Below are 17,793 nucleotides of genomic sequence, written 5' to 3'. Positions count from 1 at the left end.
AGATCGCGGGCAACGCCGTTCTGCCAGATGTCGGCCGCCTTTACGAGATCACGCGTCACCGCGGGGCCGCTGTCCAGCAGCTTCTTTCCGGAATCGGAGCTGTAGAAGGCGGCGATATCGTTGAGCTCCTTCTCGGAAAACACCTTGGCATAGGCAAGCGCTGCTTCCTTTTCGAGGTCGGCGCGACGCGATGCCATGCCGAGCGCCTTCTCGGTCACGGTCTTGCCGATCAGCTCCTGCATGTCGGGGTTCTTCTGGATGAGCTGCGACTCCAGCGCGGCCGCCGCCTGCGGCAGAATGTTGTCGAACGAGTCCGTGGCATGGATCGCAGCGACGGCCGCGCGCGCGGCCTTCAGGTGCGACTCGCTGACATCCTGCGCAAACACCGGCGAGGAGAGCGCGAGGACGGCCGAGGCCGCCAGAAACATCGAAAGGCGGCGAACCCGTTTATGCAACATCATGGTCGATAGAACTCCCTGGTTTTCGGGCGACATGGACGGTTTCGATACCGTCGCCGCCGGCGATGATGGCCGTTGACGCCAGCCCGATGAATAGACCGTGCTCGACAACGCCTGGAATGGCGAAGAGAGCATTCGAAAGCGCTCTTGTATCCGGAATGCGGCCAAAAGATGCATCGAGGATAAAGTGGCCGCCGTCTGTAACAAATGGCTGGCTTCCCGTCATCCTCAATGTAACCGGGCCGGAAAGGCCGAGCCTTGCCGCGGCGGCGCGAACCGCGATCTCGGTGGCGCGCAGGCCGAATTGGTTGACCTCGACCGGCAGCGGGAAGCGGCCGAGAGTCCCGACCAGCTTGGACTTGTCGGCGATCACGATCATGCGCTCGGATGCGGCCGCGACGATCTTCTCGCGCAGCAGCGCGCCGCCGCCGCCCTTGATCAAGGTCAGGTCCGGATCGATTTCGTCGGCGCCGTCGATGGTAAGGTCGAGTTCCGGTGTGTCCTCGAGCGTGGACAGCGGCACGCCCAGTTCGCGACAGAGCGCCGCGGTGCGCTCGGAAGTCGGCACACCGATGATCTTGAGGCCGGTCGCAACCTTCTCGGCCAGCAGCCGCACGAACTCGTCCGCCGTGGTGCCGGTGCCGATGCCAAGCCGCATGCCGTCGCCGACATGGGCGAGCGCTGCCCGCGCGGCTTCGACCTTCAACTGCCTTGCATCCATGGGGAGCCCTGATTTGCCGGTTTCGCGCGCCTCCTAGCATTTTTGCCTGTCCCGTCAAAGGCTCCCTCGTCAAAGGCTCTGTGGACCGATCGAGGCTTCTTGCTTGAACCCTGGCCAGCCTGTATCGGCTGCAGCAATAAGAATTTCGCAGGACCGCCCATGACCCGCCCGATCATTGTCTTCGACCTCGACGGTACGCTGGTCGACACGGCGCCGGACTTGCTGGACAGCCTCAATCACAGCCTGGCGGCGAGTGATCTGGCCGCCGTCGACGAAGCCGGCTTCAGGCGCTTCGTCGGCCATGGCGGCCGCGTCATGATCGAACGCGCGCATGCCGCGCAGAACAAGGCGCTGATAGCCGAAGAGCACGACCGGCTGCTGAAGCTCTTCCTCGACCATTACACGCTGAACATTCCCGGCAAGTCGCGCCCCTACCCCGGCGTCATTGCCGCGCTCGACCGTTTCCAGGCCGCCGGATACCTTATGGCCGTCTGCACCAACAAATACGAAGCCAATTCCGCGACGCTGATCGGCGCGCTTGGCATGTCGGACTATTTTGCCGCGATCTGCGGCCAGGATACGTTTGCCTTCCGCAAGCCCGACCCGCGCCATCTCACCGAGACCATCCGGCTGGCCGGCGGCGATCCGAGCAGCGCCGTGATGGTCGGCGATTCGCAGACCGACATCGACACCGCCAAGGCAGCCGGAATTCCCGTGGTCGCGGTCGATTTCGGCTACACCGACCGCCACGTCCGCGAATTCGAGCCCACGCTGGTGATCTCGCATTTCGACACGCTGACGCCGGACCTGGCGGAACGGCTGATCGCGGCGGCGCGCTGAGCCGGCGCCAAATCCCGCCGACGGAAAATCAGGGAAATCAAACCGCGGAATACCTCGGGACATCGCCTTGACTTCCCGCGCCCGCCTACCTTATATCGCGGCTCGCTTCGGCCTTCGGGCCACAGGCGGGCGATTAGCTCAGCGGGAGAGCACACCCTTCACACGGGTGGGGTCGCAGGTTCAATCCCTGCATCGCCCACCATCCAACTCAATGAATATGTTGGATGATCTGACCCACAAGCTCTCAAGCAATGCTGCCTACGTCGTTGAGCACGCCAAGGCTCAAATAAGCCCTCTCCGCACATTCATCCGCGTCACCGCCGTCACCAATACGGCGCCGGTCATGAAATAGAGCGTGGCGATGATGTGGCCCTGGTGGAAATGCAGCCCGGCGAACAGCAGGGCCATGACCACGGCAAGGAAGGCGATGATGCGCGAGAATTCGTCGGGCATGGGGCGACCTTGTGCAATGTGTTGAGCGGCCGCCCTCTTCAGCCGCACGCTCCATAGAGCGGTTTTCGATTTTTCGCAATCGGCACGGTGGCGCGACGCTTCAGCTATGTTGGCATTATCGCGCCACAGCATTTCCCGTTCATTCGCCCCTGGATTCATTGGGCAGGTTGCAAGGAGCTGGTTGGCGCCCTTGCCAAACGCATGCGTGTGGAACTGGAAACGCTTGAAAATATCGACTTTCCATCCGGTTCGATGTTCTGGGCGCGTCCCCAAGCACTTAAGCCGCTCCTGGATCTCAATCTGGCGGCCACCGACTTTCCCGAGGAAAGCGGTCAGCTATCTCTTACAAACGCGCATGCAATCGAACGTCTGTTTTTTGTTTCTTGCGAGGTGGCCGGATTGAAATGGCTCAAGATAGCAATCCTGCAGTGGCATCCGTCAAACGAGCACCACCAATCAGCCTCGTCGCGGTTAATCGTCCGACGGTTCGTCAGAAAACGAAATGTCGCCTTGCTTCACGGAGAAAACCGCAACAGGCCATGACGATGCAACCTGCACAAGTGCGGATCGCGCCCTAATATCCACGGCAGAATCAACCAGCAGCAGGGGAATGCATGACCGACATTTTCCAACACACACTCGTCCATCCGATCCATGGCGAGGTGCCGCTCCTACCGTTCGACAAGAAGGACGCCGAATGGGACCAGGGAAAGGTGGCGACCGCTCGTCGCCTGATTGCCGCCTACAAAGCCACTATGTCGCAAGAAAGCCCGCTTCGGCAAATCATGAACGGCGATCTTTGGTCCGCGTTGACACGTGACCATTTCGGTCAGCTGCTGGGGATCCTGCACGCCGAGGATGCAGAGCAGCTATCGCGCTACCTCGTCGATTTCGGCCGGGAATACACATGGTTCGGTGGCATCACAACGGGCGTAGACGGTTATACGTACTGGGATCGCGATGACCGGTTCGTAGCTTACAGCTACTTCGATAAATTGGTTTGCCTGGGCGAAGCCCTGGGGGTCCTTTCGGCTGAAAGCCCGGAACAGGGCCCCTTGGGAAAGTGGGGCAACAACATTCAATCCGACCCGGAAGGCCTTGTCCGTGCCATAGAAGCACAGCTCGGCATCAAAATCGTTCCGCCTCAAGGCACGGTTCATGTCGCAGGATTGAGTGTCGGAAGTGGATTGCTGCACTACCGGCACATCAACGCGGTTTACCTCGCAACCCGAATCCGGGATTTTGCTGCACCCCAGGACCGCATTTGCGAATTTGGAGGAGGACTCGGGTTAGCGGCTTACTACTTGAACTTGTTCGGCCGCAAGAATGTTACGATCTTCGATCTTCCGATCGTAAACATTCTGTCGGGGTACTTTCTGATCGGTACACTTGGCCAGGAGGCCGTCTGCCTCGAAGGCGAAGAACCGCGACCGGACACGATCGCGATAAGAGCGAATTGGAATTGCGAGAAGGCGGCTGATGGTGCTTTTCGTATCACGGCCAACCAGGATTCATTTCCGGAAATCAATCGTCGCATCTTTGACGAATATGTCGAGCAGATAAGGCGCACCACATCAGGCTTCTTCCTGAGCATCAACCACGAAGGTGAGCAGAAAATAGCGGGTGGCGAAAAACACCTTCACGTTTCGAAGCTCTTAAGCACCAGTCCTGACTTTCATCGCATGTACAGAAGTCCCTACTGGCTTCGCAGAGGCTACGTGGAAGAACTGTATAGGATTGTATAGGGAAAGTCTTGGATGCTTCGTGCCCGTACTTGGCAAATCCGCCCACGGTCACATCGTTTCGGCTCAGGCCAGGTCCACCTCGACCCACAGTCCGCCCGGCCCTCGGGCCGCATCGCGCGGTGCGCTGCGCACCGCCTGGATCGAACCGGACGGCGCGGCAAAGGCCGGTTTGCCGTTCTTGTCCGCCAGCCATGGATCATCGGCGCGGATGACGCGCCCCTTGGTCTTCGTCTCGAGCGCGGTCAGGATGCCGTCATAGGGCATCTCGCCCCAATGCACTTTCACCGCGTCGACCTTGTTGGTCGGGATGAAAGCCGAAAGGTCCGGGCTAGTCAGCAGGTCGAAACCCTGTTTCTGCGGCGTGGCGTTCTGGCTGCCGTGATGGGCGACCTTGAGATAGACGGTGCGCGCCAGAAGATCGGCCGATGTGACGGTGCCTTGACCCACCGGCCATTTCAACTCCTTCCAGCTCAGCCAGTTGCCGATCTGGGCGTCGCCCGGGAACAGCAGTACCCGGGCCGAGTCGATGAACTCGAAGGCAAGCACCAGGCTGGTGTTGTTGACGCCGCGATCGAGCTGCAGGGCAAGGTCGGCGGCGATCCCCATCCAGTCGGCGTCGATGCGTCGCCAGGACTGATCGCGATCTTCCATGGCCGCCACGGCCGAAACCGGCCCGGAATAATGCTTGCGGACATAGGCGCCGATATCGACGGCCGGGTCGCTGCCCTTGTCGCCGTTCAGTGCCGCGGAAAGCGGCGTGCCGACATTGCGCTCGAAGGGACTGAGCTCGTCGACATAATCGGCGTCGGCCGCCTCGTTCATCTTGAGGCCGCTGGCCAGCGCCCGCGCGAACGGGCCGCCGCTGGCCAGCGGGAACATCTCGCTCGCCTTCTCTTCCAGACGCAGCGCGGCCTTGTCGCGCGGTGGGCCTAAGACATAGACACGAAGGTTGGGCAGCCCGTCGATCGACACCGGCGGTCCACCCGGCTCGAAATAGGTCGGCGACGGTTTTTGCGACAGCTTTGCCGCCGCGTCGCGGGCCGAGCGCACACGCTCGCCGGCGGCGCCGAACTGGAAGCCGAGCACGGACTGCAGGCCGTCGCGAACGCCGGCCATGTAGGAACTGAGCCCCTGCATTCCATCGAGCTTCTGGCCCACGCCCTGCAGCGCGGTGATCGCCTGGCCCTTGAACTTGTCCAGTTCCGTGGCCTCGGCGTCGGCGGGATTCTCGGTCCACGCCATCCAGACATCGGCGACGACGAAATCCTTGAAAAGGTCCTTCGCCGTCAGGAAGCCCGAGACATGGTCCCAGTGCTCGTGCGTGACGACGAGAATGTCGATCTTGCCGCCGGTCTCTTTCCTGATGTCGGCGACAATGTCGCCGACCAGCGCCGGACCGCCTGCGATCGAGACATGGATGCCGCAATCGATGAGCATGCGGAACGGCGTGCCGTCCGCCTTCTTGAAGGTAAGCAGATGGCAATCGCCGATGCCCTGACAGTAATGCCGTACGGTGACGCCCGCGGCCTGTTGTGCCGCTGCGGCAGCCGTTCTCGCTGGCCTTGTCCGCGTCGCTGGCCTTCTAGACATGGTCGTCGTCTCCATCGCTGGCATGCAGCAAGGCAAACGGCTCCGACACCTCGCCGCCGAAATAGAGCGCTCTGAGCGGCGACAGATAGTTGGCGGCCATGGTGCCTGCCTGGCGCTTCTGGCGGTCCGCGCTGCCGGTGTTCTTGATGATCGAGTAGCGGATCTCCTCGAAACCCTCGCGCGGGTCGATGATGATCGTCGCGCCGCCGCGGAACCAGAAGAAGCCGTCGCCCTTGGCCATGCCTTGCGGCATCGCCGTGCCGTCGAGCGCGACCGGAATGCGCTGCTGGATGACAACCACGACCTCGACGCGGAACGAGCCGTCCGGCTCGACGCGGCGCGTCGGGCGCACACCATAGACATCGAAGGTCGTCTCGCCCTTCTTCGGCGCGTGCATGACCGTGCCGTCCTCATTGTAGCGGGGCAGATCGGGCAGCAGGCCGAACTGCTTGTAGAGGTCCGGATTGGAGGCAAAGGCCTTGTGCATGGCCTTCCACAGCGCGTAGCGGTTCTTGTCGTTGAGCGCGAAGATCTCGGCCCGCTTCAATTTCTGGTTCCAGCCGAGGTCGATCCTGCTGAGCAGGCCTTTCAGCCAGCCAGGCGACGGATTCTCCGGCGCGCTCCAGGCGAGCGTGTCTTCCGAGATGGTGCGCACGTCGCGCGGCAGAAGCTTCCATTTGCGGAACGATTCCAGGAAGGCCAGCCGGTAGTGCAGCGGATCGCCCGGGTAGGCGTCGCGGTCGGCGGTGATCAGCGCGCGCAGGTATTCGCCGAAGGTGATGTCGACGGACGGGCAATAGTCGAGCGCGCGGATGCACATGGTCAGCATCTGCTTCGCGGTCTTGGCGACCTCGTCGGTCAGGCGCTCGACAAGGCTTGGATGCAAGGTTCCCGCCGGCAGTATGCCGGAGCCGCCCGTGGCGAGCTGGATCAGGTCGTCGGTCCGCCGATCGGCGATCGCCAGGAAGGCCTGGTAGACGGCGAAGACCAGGATAGAGCCGCGGTCATGCGCCTCGAAGGTCTTGTCGTAATCGAGATCGGCCATGCCGGCGCCGCCATATTCGCGCAGCGGCCCGGCCCGGCCGCTGCCTTCGCCGAACTGCTTGGCGATGCCGGAGAGCAGCGAGGCGGCCGACAACTCGCCCCTCGCCTTGCCGATCTCGAAGCTGACCAGTTCCTTCATCGTGAAATGCTGGAACAGCGCGACGATATCGGCGAAGGCCTCGTGGAAGGCCGGCACATCCGGGTTTGACGCTTCCTGGAAGCGGCGATGCAGCCCGTCGAGCAAGGCGTGCGACATCTCATGTGCGACGATGTCGCTGGACAGGCACGAGAACACCGTCGTTCCGGGCGTCGTGACGTCGCCTTCATTGCTGGTCGCCGGGAAATAGCCGAACAGCAGCGCCTTCTTTTCCGGGCTGTAATAGGCATTCTCGGCCCGCAGCGCGTGCGGATAGATGCGCAGGCGCGGCACGTAGTGCGCCTTCACTGTCATGTCGCCGGTCCGGCCGGGAGCCTCGGCATAGTGCGGCGCCCACAACGCCCGCCGGCCAAGCGCACGCTCGAAATGGCCGATCGTGGTCATGGCGACGGCGTAGACCATCTGCTGGTGGAATCTCGGGTTGCCTTCCGAAGGCGGCAGCCCGTCCTGCGCCAGAAGCACTTTGTCGTTGAGGTCGATGGGGTCGTAGACGCGGTCGGACGCCGGGTCGACATCGACCACTTCGAGATATTCGCCGATCGGACCGGGCAGCAGCGGCCTGTCGGTCGCCGGCTCGTCGTCCCAAGGCACCGAAAGCGTCGACTGGTAGACCGAAACCGAATCCAGCCGCTTTGCGACCGATGGATCGAGCGCGTAGATGCGCAGGCGCCGTTGCGGCGGCGGCAGCGGCCGCGGCTTGCGCCTGATGGCCGGCGCCGGGCCCATGACCGGCGCCGGAACCGCCGCGCTGGCGCCCGGACGGCCGAGCAAACCTTCCAGGAAGGCCTTCAGCGGCTTTGACGGATTGCCCTGGTCGAGGGCGGCTTCGAGATAGCGGTTGCGTGCCGCGGCCGAGATATTGCCCGGATCGCCATCCGGGTCGGCGATCGCCTGTTCGATTGCCGCGCTGCCTTGCGCCATCTGCGTCAATTCAAGCGCAAACATCATCCGCTGCCGGAGCGTCGCTGGCGTGGGCGCCGCCAACGAGCTTCCACCGGTCAGAAGGTCGAGCCAGCTCCATGTGTAGGTGGCGGGAGCAAGTTTCGTCAGGCTGTTCGCCGCCGGCGGCGGGAAGCCCAGCGCATCGAAGGCCCGCAAGACGCCCTGCCCGATCTTCTGCTTCGTCTCAGCCGCGTTCATCTTGGCCGTCGATTTCAAGGCCTTGGCGAACAGTGCCTTGCGCACCGCCTCGATCCGCATCCACGGCTGGGGATAGTTCTTCACCACGTCCCAATGCTCGGCCAGCCACAGAGCGGCCGCAGCGGCGACCTGCGGCGTCGCGGCCGAGGTGCCGCTGCCGTCCATGTCGACCACCTTGCGGCAATCGATCTCGGCCCAGGGCACGTTCGGTGTGTAGGCGCCAAGCGCCGTATCCATCTTCGAGGGCGGCCCGTAGTTGCCCTGCATGGTGCCGAGGGCGAGCCCGGCATAGGCGCGCCCGTCGCCCATCACGCCGCAGGCCGCAAGCACCCGGTTGTAGCGCGCGGGATAGACGATACTGCTGGGCGTGATGGTGAAATTGTTGCCGGCCGCGGTGACCATCACCACGCCGTGGTCGTAGGCAAGGTTGACGGCGTCGACCAGGGCCTGCGAGGCGAGGCCGCCCATGCTCATCGACAACACCTGCGCGCCTTGCTGGCGCGCGTAGTCGATGCCTTGCACCATGGTGCCGGTGGTCAGCCGCACCACCCAGTCGGCGATGCGCACCGGCAGGATTTTCGCGAGCGGCGCGCCGCCGACGAAATCTGTGAAGCCCGGCCAGTGCGGCGACGTTCCGTCGAGCTTGTTGCCGGCTAACAGGCTGAGCGTGCCGGTTCCATGGCCGCGATTGCTGGTCAGCGTGCCGGCCGGAGCGTGATCGGTCGCGTTGTTCGGGCCGGTCCCGTCGTCGACGAAATTGCGCTGCTGCGCTGTAAGAAGTCCGGCTGGAAGGGTCTCGTGACCGGGATCGAAACCGGTATCGAGATGGGCGATGGTGATGTTGGCCTGCCTGGCGCCGACGCTTTCGCGCGCGGCCTTGAACTGGCTAAAGTCCGGCGCGGCATTCCAGGCGACCCGGCCTGACACCGTCGCTTGTCCACCGCTCGGATCCTGATCGTCGAAAGTGCATGTCGGAGCCGCGCTCGCCGCCATGCCGCGCTCGCCGGCGCCGTTCCGGTAATCCCATTGCTGCATGATATCGGGCTCGACCGCGAGCACCTCACCGCCCGCGGCGGCCAGCGCCGGGTTCCGGGCGACAAGATCGTGGGCGTGGTCCCAGGGATTGTCGGTGTCAGCCGCGTCCGTGGCCAACCGCAACCAGGTGGCGCCGCGATCCGCGGCCGCGGCCGTACCGGCGGCTGCGGCGCCAGGCGGGAGAGCAAGGATCGGCTCGGCTTCGATCCCGCCAATCCGCGGCGGCCCGCCTCGCACCGATAGCCCCGCGCCGTCGCCGCGAACCTTTACAAGGAGTCCCTTCGCGCTTGCCACGGCGTCCCTCCCCCAAGATGAACCTTGGCGCCGACCGTCCGCTGCAGTCAAGCCAAGGTTCCAGGCGCGCTTCGACTGATCTCTTTGCCGACTAGGCAATCATGCCGGCTGCACGGCAAAGATTGACAGCAAAGATGATCGAGGCGTGAACTACAAATTCTAAAATAATCATCAGTCCGCCCGACGCGCATATCTGTGAGCACCTTCACATACGTCACAAAGCGCTTGCGCTCAGATGCTGTAGCGGCGGCATCGATGGCCCGAGCTGATTTACGGCGTCCGAAGCTGCTGCCGAATATGCGGCTCTCGAGGAGAAATTTCGATCACCTAGCCATTTTCAGGTTTGCTGTCTGCGCGCATGGGCACCTCCCCCCAAGCGCGCGGACGGCGTCCAAGGATCGGCCCGCAACCGCCAGTGCGCCCGGTCTCCTTACAGTTTGCCGGCTTGTCCGTTTTCGGCGTGTCGGGCGTGACATTGAGACTCTGTCCGCCACCTGCCGAGTTCGTCCAGCCACTATAGAAGGAGACGACGCTTTGATCGAGCACGCACTTATCCTACAATTTCCGTCTAACCAGAGGCGGAATCGTATCATGGCTACAAACGGCGCGGACGACAGCAACCTGCCGCGCCTGGCGCGCATCGATCCGCGCCACTTCGACCTGCTGTTCGGCGGCTGCAAGCTGGAGCGCTACGCCGCCGGCCAGCATTTGTTCGTCCAGGAGGATGCCTCCGATCGCATCTATGGTGTGATAAGCGGCACGGTCGAGATCTCGATCTATTCGCCGGGCGGACAGAAGCTGGTGGCCAATATCGAGCTGTCGCGCAGCCTCGTCGGCGAGATCGGGGCACTGGACGGACGCCCGCGCACGGCCACCGCTAGCTGTCTCACGGCATGCGAGCTGGTTTCGCTGAGCCGGACACAACTCTTTGACCGCATTGAGAAAAACCCGTCTCTCGCGAGAGCGATGATCGAATTGCTGTGCACGCGGCTGCGCTGGGTCAGCGGCGAGTTGGGCGACCAGGCCTTCTTCGGCATCGAGGCCCGGCTGGCGAAGCGGCTGGTGTTCCTGAGCGGGGTCATGGCCGACTCCGCCGGCTGGATTCCGATTTCGCAATCCGAGCTCGGCGAATTCCTCGGCGCGACGCGCGAATCCGTCAACAAGACGCTCAACGACTGGCGCAACCGGCAGATGATCGCCATCAAGCGCGGCGGCCTGCGCATCATCAACGCCGCCGCGCTAAACCACATCGCCGAATCGCAGGACGACGACTGAGCAGGCTCGGCGACTTCGCCCAAGCAGCAGACAGCCTAAGCGCCCCTGATCACAACCGCGAGATCATGTAGCGCAGCGCCGAGCGGCTCGGCATGAAGAAATAGCCGCCGCCTTTCGTGGTGACGAACTTCGGCACATCCTTGAGCACGGTGACCTTTTCCCAGGACGGGATCGAGAACCGGCCGCCGCCGCCCCTTGCCCCGATCGTCGGATCCGTCTCCCCGACAAGACCCTGGAACGAGCTCGACGAGACCCAGGTCTGCTGGATGAACTCGTATTGGCGCTCGATATCGGCGTTGAGACACATGAAGAGCAGTCCCTTCTCCGTCTTTCCGCCCTTGTCCTTTTTCTCATAGGTGCGGCCGACGCGCAGGATGCGATGGCGCTTGCCGATCCTGATCTGCGTCTCGCGGTCCTCGCCGAGCGAATCGCGCGGGTTGGAACGGCGTATATGGGAGCCGAGTGGACAGGCGTGCCCCTGCGGATCCTCGGCGCCGAGCGCGAAATCATTGTCGACGCCGCGGCCCGGCCGCCCGTTCGGATTGCGCACGAGCGAGCTGCCGTCCTGCCAGCGGCCGAGCATCTTCGCGGCCACCCAGCGTTGATCGATGGCGGGATCGCCGCTCTCATCTGCGGCCTGCAGGGCGGCCCGCCTGCAATAATCGTCGAACAATTCGACATGCTGCTCGAACTGGCGCACGACGAGGAACGTGCCGTTGCGGCCGAAATCGCGCGGCGGAGGCGGTTGCCCAGGTATCTGGCGGTTGCGCCGCACCTGCGACAGGATGCCGGCGCGGTCCAGCGCCGCCTCGACCGACGGCGACGACGGGTAGAAGCCATGCTCGTCGCGATAACCGAACAGGAACTCGCCCGGTGCGAGCAGATGCATGGGCGCGGCTCCCTTGGCGGCGCGCGCCGTACCCCGAACGATCGGTTGCGAGATGCCGTCGACGAAGCCGAAATGCTCGACCGCCCGCTTGCCTTCGCGCTTCACCTTCAGCGGCAGTTCGGCGGTCACCGACATCCCGGCGCTTGCCGTCTGTCGCTTCATGGCCGTGATCTCGGCCTTCAGCGAGGCCGGTGTCTCGGCATAGCAGACGATGAGGGCATCGACGGGCTTGGCGGATGACCCCCACTGCCATTTGTCGGGCGCGTCGGGGCCGGTGTCGTTGAGGATGCGGCTGCGCTCGGGCGTGCCCATGCCTTCCCGGAAGGCGACCGGGAACGTGTCCAGCGGTTCGTCGTCGACGCCGCCTTCGAGCCCAAGCCGGCGCAGTCCGTTGGGGCCGAACGCCACCGTCATGGCGCGGCCCGCGGGCACCCCGTCGCCGAAGCTGGTTTTGCCGATGACGAAGTCGAGCCACGCCTTGCGCTTCGCCGCCGGCAGGCCGTCCGGCACCTGGATCGCAAGCATATGCGCGTCGCCGAGCGCGCCGAACGGCCCGAAGAAGATCGACTGGATTTCGCCGGATTCCAGCGCTTCGAGGGGCGAGGACGGAGGCTCCGCCAGGCTCCTCGCGTCAGCCGGCAGCGCTTGCGGACGCGGCAGGGAACCGAAAAGGCTCAGCCAGTCGCGCGCCTCGTTGCCGGTAGCCGAGGCGATGCCGCGCCTGATCCTGGAGTTGATGCGGATACGCGTGGTGTTGAGGTGCGGATAGGCGGTGTACCAGAACAGCGTCGGCACCTGTTGGCGCCGCGCCCAGCGCTTGAAGCGATCGCCGTCGCGCGCGCCGTCCAGGAACAGCCAGCGCGTGCGCGGATAGCCGTCGGTGTTGCTCCACACACCGGTCAAGCCGGCCGAGGCCTTGGCGATGAAGTCCTCGAGATAGCTTTCCCAACTGCCTCCGTAATTGGAGAAGAACATCAGCCTGTTGGTGCCGGGCAACAGCACCCAGCGGGCGAAATGAATGGTGTTGATGGTAGCGAGGAAGCCTGGCCTGAACACCTTCTGCGCCGATATCGAGATAAGGTAGAAGGAGAGCCGCAGCGCCAGCCGCCGCAAGATGCCCGCCTTCATCGTCGAGATCGCCGTCAGATTATTCTGCGCAGTGTGGTCCTCATGGGCGAGGATCTTTTCGAGCGCGCCGATCTCGACAGGGGTACTCGCCGGCTGGTCCTTGTCCTCGAGCCGCCGCAACGCCAGGAAGCAAAGCCCGACGAACAGGGCGAGAATGGTCAGCAGACCGAGGACTGAAAGCAGAAGCGAGGTGCCCGCAATCGCGACGTTGGTGAAGGTGATCCCATGCGGGTTTCCGAAAACGAGCACATAAGTCATGCGCCAGAAGGCCAGAATGACGATCGCGACGGTGGCGAACATCGCCGGCGTCAGCAGCGTCGTCGTCAGCGCCCGCGACCAGTGGCCGGGCGGTCTTTCCAGCAGGCTTTCGGCGGGCTCGAATGCCCAGCCGAATTGCCCGAGGCACCGGACATGGTGGCGCGCCTCGGCAAGCACATCCATCGCATTGCCGGCGCCCGCGCGCGGCTTTTCGACGATCTCACGCACGCTGTCGGCGAGCTTGGCCTCGGCCAGGATCCGCCGCACGGAATGTCCCGGCGTGCCGGAGAAAACCAGCCCGGCGGCGCTGCCGAAAGACGGCGATATCTCGATGTGCTTCCTCTTCAGGAAGTCTTCCAGCGAACCGCCGTCCGGGAGGCCGCAGACATCCCTGAAGATCGGCCGCAGCCGGTGACCGATCGCGTGCGCCATGGCGGCAATGACATCGTCGGTGCTGCCGTCGCCGGAGATTTCCAGCACCAGCGCGCCGGTCTCGACCCCCGATTTTTCGTCTTTGCCGGTAGGAGCGACGGCCAGGCTGGTGAAATGGATGGTGCCGACCTTGTCGAGCGCGGCGCTGACCTCGCCGATCGCCGGATTGCCGAGATCCGCGACCTTGTCGCGCACCGCATCGAGCGGCATCGGTCGGGTGATCGGGCAGACCACGGTCACCATCGACTGCTCGGCTGTCCGGCAAAGCGGCGAGCGCTCGAAATCGACCTTGAGGCTTGCCGGGTAGGCGCCGACATTGACCATCTTGCCGGCCCTGCCCCGCGCGCGGGTCAGCTTCGGTTTGCTGAACAGGGCGCGGATGCATTCACCGATCTGAATGCGGGCGATTTCGGCGCCGATGCACAAATGGATCCCGTAACCGAACACCATGTAGTCGCGATGCGGGCGCGACGTATCGAACGCGTTCGGCCGCTGTACGATCTCCGGGTCGAACATCGCCGAGAGTGTCGCCGGCATGACGACCGTTCCGGCTTTGACCACGCGCTCGCGACGGGTGCCCTTGCCGATGACCGCGTCACGCCTGGTGTAGCGCCAGGGTCCGATCCAGATCGGCTTGAAGCGCATGGCTTCCATGATCGCCCGGTCGAGCTTGCCGGTATCGCCGGCGCCGAGGGCCTCATCCACGGCCTGCCGTGCATCGGTTCGCGACAGGATCACATCCAGGCAATTGCTGCCGGCGAGCACATTGGTCGGCACGAAGCCGGCGACCATGCCGAGCATGATGGAATGAATGTCGGGCAGCGACAGGCGTCCCTGGTCCATCAACGCAACCAAGCGGGCCAGCGGCCTGTCATCCTTGTCCGCCTTTTCCCGGACCGCGGCGATCGAGCGGTCGATAATTTTGATCAGGCGATCTCCCCCGACCATGGCAAGCTGGCGCGTGGTGGGATTTGCCGTCGGATCGGAAAAGAACAGAGCGCTGAGCGCGATCGACCAGTCGGCGAATTCGGTCTCATCGTCGATCTGAAGGCCGAAATAATCGCGGCAGATGCGCACCGGAACGATCTTCATCAAGCCTGCAATGGCATCGAAGCCGGGGCTGGCGCGGGTCATGATCTCGCGCGAATGGCGCTCGGCGATTGGCCTGACGGTTGCTTCGACCTCCGCCGGTGGGAACGCGCTCAGCACGGCCGATTTCATCTGCCGGTATGCAGCGCCATCCTGCATGCCGAGAATGAAATTCGAGCCCCTCGCCAGCTCGGCCATTTCCGGCCCGTAAGGCGTCTCGAACTCGTCGCCGCGCTCCAATATGTCGCGCACATCCGCGCCCTTGGTGACGAGCAGGAAATTGCCGAAGCCGGGATTCGGCCAGAAGCGGCGCAGCAGCGCCAGCAGCCAGCGCGGATCGCCGAGAAGAAAGCCGGCGATGCGCGACGCAATGCCGCCCTTGGAACGCAGTCGATAGATGTCGAACGGCGGCATTTCGGCGACGGGGCGCTGGCTCTTCTGGGCGGCCCGGACAGCGTCGAAGTACTTCAGTGTGATCATGCGCGTTCAAGCCCCCCGGCTGTCCACGTCAATGCGATGCCGGCACCGTCTGGCCTAGGTTTGCGTCGGTCCGGCGTATGTGAATTCGTTCACAGTCATCTGTTGTCGGCCCGGCAATCATGCGACTGACTTGGCCCGATCGAAATTGGCGATCAGGAAATTGTTCTTGGCCGCGTCAACGAACGGTATCCAGCGTATCCTCTGCTCGGAAAAGTCAGGATGCCGAGTCATGAAAATCGCAAGCTCGCGCTCTGCCTCGTCATGCCTGCCGCTTCTGATAAGGGCGCCTATCTTCAGGAACCTGGCGTAGAAATAACTTGGCGACAGGTTGAGCGAGCGCTCGGCTGTGGCGATCGCGGCCGGCCAGTCCTCGACGAAGCAATAAGCGGCGGCCAGTTCACCCAGATTGTGGAAGCGATAGAGGTCGAACGGGCTCAACCGCTCGGTATCGAGAAAGAACGGGATCGCGCCGGCCGCGTCGCCAAGCAAAAGGCGCGCGCTGCCCATTGCCGAGCGGGCGAAGGCGAAGCTCGGATTGATGTGGATCGCCTCGGCGAGGTGCTCGGCCGCCAATGCCGGCAGGCCGCGCATGATGTCGGCCGCGCCGAGATAGGCATGCGGGCGCGCGTCGAGGCTGTCCATCAGCAACGCCTTGCGCGCAAGCTCCTCTACCTTTTCCAGGTCGTCGCTGTCGCCGAAACGCAGCCAGGCCCGCCAGAAATACCACCAGGCCAGTTCATTGAGCACGGCGCTCGAGTTCGGATCGTCCCGGTAGGCTCTGTCGAAGAAGTCGAGCGCGATGTCGGTGTCGCGGCGTGTGCGCCTATTCATGTGCCAGCGGCCGCGCCTGACCAGTTGCCAAGTCTCAAGGCTCTCCCACGGCACCTGGAACGTACGCGCCTGTTCGGCGCGATCGACCTCCTTGTCGAGGATGGAAACGATCTCGCTGCCGACCTGATCGCGCAGCCTGAAGATGTCGACCAGATCGCGGTCGAAGCGTTGCGACCAGACCAGGCGCCCGTTCGAGGTATCTGTGAGCGATGCGTTGAGACGGATATGCCTGTCGTGGCGCGCCAGCGTGCCGCTGACGATGTAGCGCGCGCCAAGCGCATTGCCGATGAGCCTTGTGCCCAGGCTATCGTCGCGAAACTGGAAGCTGGATCCCTTGGCGATGACCGAAAGCCAGCGCGTGTTGGAAAGACCGTAGATGATGTCCTCGGCGATGCCGTCGGCCATATAGCCGACGTCCGGTTCGCTCCCATTGCCCTGGAACGGCAGCACCGCGATTGCCGGTGGCCCCTTGGGGACGGGTTTGTAATGGCGGGGCGCGGCCGGAATAGAAGCGAAGGAGGCCGGCGTGGCAGGCCCGTTGCCGCCGCGGCCCGCGATCAGGACCCGCACCGGCAGGGCGATGTTCTTCAGGCTGAACTCGCCGAGATCGGTAAAGACCGCCGCTGTCTTGTCCTTCACATGGTGCCAGGTCGTCGCCGAGATGGCGACGCCGTCGTGGGGCGCGAATTCCTGAAGCCGGGCTGCGATGTTCACGTCGTCGCCGTAGAGACGGCCCTCGCGGACAATCACATCGCCGGTGTTGATTCCTGCGCGGAACGGCATGCGCATGTTCTCGGCAACCGCAGCATTCAGCGCTGCGATCCGCGCCTGGAAATCGAAGGCCGCCCGCAAGGCTTCGATCGGATTGCCGAATTCGGCCATGATGCTGTCGCCGGCATCGCCGAATGTGCGCCCGCCAAATGCGCCGCAACTGCTGGCGATGATGTCGCGCCTCTCCTCGAACGCGGCAACGGCGAGCTCGTCGTCGATGCCCATCAGCCTCGAGAATCCGACGGCGTCGATCGAAATGATTGTCGCAAGCTGACGGGTGTAATTCCGTTCAGCCATGATCGAGCCCCCAGTCCCCGCTTCCAGTCCAGAACAGGCGACCTGCGCTCAAAAGAAACGCGTCGCCGTCTGCCGATGGATATCCCCGGCAGGTCCGGCGCGCAGTTGCCACCCTGTTATGACCAGAATTCTATCAGGGTCTTGCCGAAAGCTCTACCAAGAACAGCTAATATGGCGAACGCCATCGAAGGGCACATCCGCATCGTGCCGTTACCCATTGAAATCACGCGCTCTTTTGTCCTCAGGCAATGTTGGATTTCGCTGCTGCCAGCCGAAGATCGGCCATGTCGAGCCAGACGCTTCACAATCCGCTGTATTCACGCTACGGAACCAACCGGCCCGCGTGCTGGTTTCTGACGGCACCCAGGCCCATATGAAACTTGGCCAATTACGCGATTTGAGGGCTCTCATGCGCACTGTTGTTTTAGCAACCGGTATCGCGGCCTTCCTTGCCGGCGGATCGGCCCTTGCGGCGGACGACCAGCCACTGCCGCCGCAAAATGCCAAGAAGCTGTCGGAGATCATTGCCAAGGTCGAGCACCGCACCGACTTCCGCTATGTGAAGGAGGTCGATTGGGATAGCGACGGCTACACCATCACCTACTACACCACCGACAAGGCCAAGGTCCAAATCACCTACGACCCGGTGACCGGCGAGCCCAAATAGGCCGCGATCGCTTGCCCCCTCTGCCATTCCGCGGGGCCTGCATTCGGCAAAGACTCGATCGTCGAAACAAGCACCCGAGGAGAGCATGCGGCTTCATACCTGCGCGAGCGCCCTGATTGTGACCGCGTCGATTGTGGGTATGTCCGGCCTGGCGCGGGCGGTCGGCCCGTCCTTCGATTGCCGAAAGGCGCGGTTGCCC

At 63.6% G+C, this 17,793-nt stretch carries 12 protein-coding genes and 1 tRNA gene; 6 read left to right on the top strand and 7 right to left on the bottom strand.

The window, feature by feature from the left end; all coding sequences use genetic code 11:
* The coding region (locus EOA23_RS09035; protein WP_127303672.1) for a DUF2059 domain-containing protein at positions 1 to 461 on the bottom strand (461 nt) is incomplete at its 3' end.
* Positions 448 to 1,179 carry a ribose-5-phosphate isomerase RpiA gene (gene rpiA / locus EOA23_RS09030; protein ID WP_126060948.1) on the bottom strand — a complete coding sequence of 244 codons (732 nt, stop codon included), beginning with the start codon at positions 1,177 to 1,179 and terminating at the stop codon, positions 448 to 450. The genes rpiA and EOA23_RS09035, both read right to left, overlap by 14 nt.
* A gap of 159 nt (positions 1,180 to 1,338) precedes the next feature.
* Here rpiA and EOA23_RS09025 point away from each other — a divergent pair, with 159 nt between their 5' ends.
* Both EOA23_RS09025 and EOA23_RS09020 read left to right on the top strand, forming a co-directional pair.
* Positions 1,339 to 2,019 carry a phosphoglycolate phosphatase gene (locus EOA23_RS09025; protein ID WP_126060947.1) on the top strand — a complete coding sequence of 227 codons (681 nt, stop codon included), beginning with the start codon at positions 1,339 to 1,341 and terminating at the stop codon, positions 2,017 to 2,019.
* A gap of 127 nt (positions 2,020 to 2,146) precedes the next feature.
* Positions 2,147 to 2,221: transfer RNA gene (locus tag EOA23_RS09020), tRNA-Val, on the top strand.
* An 80-nt stretch (positions 2,222 to 2,301) separates the two neighbouring features.
* On the opposite strand, the gene EOA23_RS35635 is transcribed toward EOA23_RS09020, so the two are convergent.
* Positions 2,302 to 2,472: a hypothetical protein gene (locus EOA23_RS35635; protein WP_181179958.1), complete on the bottom strand. Its 171-nt coding sequence runs from the start codon at positions 2,470 to 2,472 to the stop codon at positions 2,302 to 2,304.
* An 87-nt stretch (positions 2,473 to 2,559) separates the two neighbouring features.
* Here EOA23_RS35635 and EOA23_RS09015 point away from each other — a divergent pair, with 87 nt between their 5' ends.
* Positions 2,560 to 3,015 carry a rhamnan synthesis F family protein gene (locus tag EOA23_RS09015; protein WP_210212476.1) on the top strand — a complete coding sequence of 152 codons (456 nt, stop codon included), beginning with the start codon at positions 2,560 to 2,562 and terminating at the stop codon, positions 3,013 to 3,015.
* Positions 3,016 to 3,086: 71 nt separating this feature from the next.
* Complete coding sequence (locus EOA23_RS09010) at positions 3,087 to 4,217, top strand: C-type lectin domain-containing protein (protein WP_127303670.1); 1,131 nt, start codon at positions 3,087 to 3,089, stop codon at positions 4,215 to 4,217.
* Between the two features lie 63 nt (positions 4,218 to 4,280).
* Here the strand turns inward: EOA23_RS09010 and EOA23_RS09005 are convergent, their stop codons facing one another.
* Positions 4,281 to 5,807 (bottom strand): MBL fold metallo-hydrolase, encoded by a 1,527-nt coding sequence (locus tag EOA23_RS09005; RefSeq protein ID WP_189341554.1) that lies wholly within the window; start codon positions 5,805 to 5,807, stop codon positions 4,281 to 4,283.
* Positions 5,800 to 9,477: a S8 family serine peptidase gene (locus EOA23_RS09000; protein ID WP_127303668.1), complete on the bottom strand. Its 3,678-nt coding sequence runs from the start codon at positions 9,475 to 9,477 to the stop codon at positions 5,800 to 5,802. The genes EOA23_RS09005 and EOA23_RS09000 overlap by 8 nt, the downstream gene beginning before the upstream one ends.
* A 591-nt stretch (positions 9,478 to 10,068) precedes the next feature.
* Here EOA23_RS09000 and EOA23_RS08995 point away from each other — a divergent pair.
* The gene (locus tag EOA23_RS08995) at positions 10,069 to 10,752 is read left to right on the top strand and encodes a Crp/Fnr family transcriptional regulator (protein ID WP_126064666.1); all 684 of its coding nucleotides are present in this window, start codon (positions 10,069 to 10,071) and stop codon (positions 10,750 to 10,752) included.
* Between the two features lie 49 nt (positions 10,753 to 10,801).
* Here EOA23_RS08995 and EOA23_RS08990 read toward each other — a convergent pair whose 3' ends face one another.
* The gene (locus EOA23_RS08990) at positions 10,802 to 15,028 is read right to left on the bottom strand and encodes a cytochrome P450 (RefSeq protein WP_127303667.1); all 4,227 of its coding nucleotides are present in this window, start codon (positions 15,026 to 15,028) and stop codon (positions 10,802 to 10,804) included.
* A gap of 117 nt (positions 15,029 to 15,145) precedes the next feature.
* A complete protein-coding gene (locus EOA23_RS08985) occupies positions 15,146 to 16,927 on the bottom strand; it encodes an adenylate/guanylate cyclase domain-containing protein (protein WP_126060941.1) in 1,782 nt (593 codons plus the stop codon).
* A gap of 409 nt (positions 16,928 to 17,336) precedes the next feature.
* On the opposite strand from EOA23_RS08985, the gene EOA23_RS08980 reads away from it, so the two are divergent.
* Complete coding sequence (locus EOA23_RS08980; RefSeq protein ID WP_126060940.1) at positions 17,337 to 17,594, top strand: PepSY domain-containing protein; 258 nt, start codon at positions 17,337 to 17,339, stop codon at positions 17,592 to 17,594.
* Positions 17,595 to 17,793: the final 199 nt, after the last annotated feature.

It is taken from the genome of Mesorhizobium sp. M2A.F.Ca.ET.042.01.1.1 (assembly GCF_003997405.1).
In the GTDB taxonomy this organism is placed as follows: domain Bacteria; phylum Pseudomonadota; class Alphaproteobacteria; order Rhizobiales; family Rhizobiaceae; genus Mesorhizobium.
Note: the sequence above shows the minus strand (reverse complement) of the source record. Positions and strands in the feature narration are given on the sequence as shown.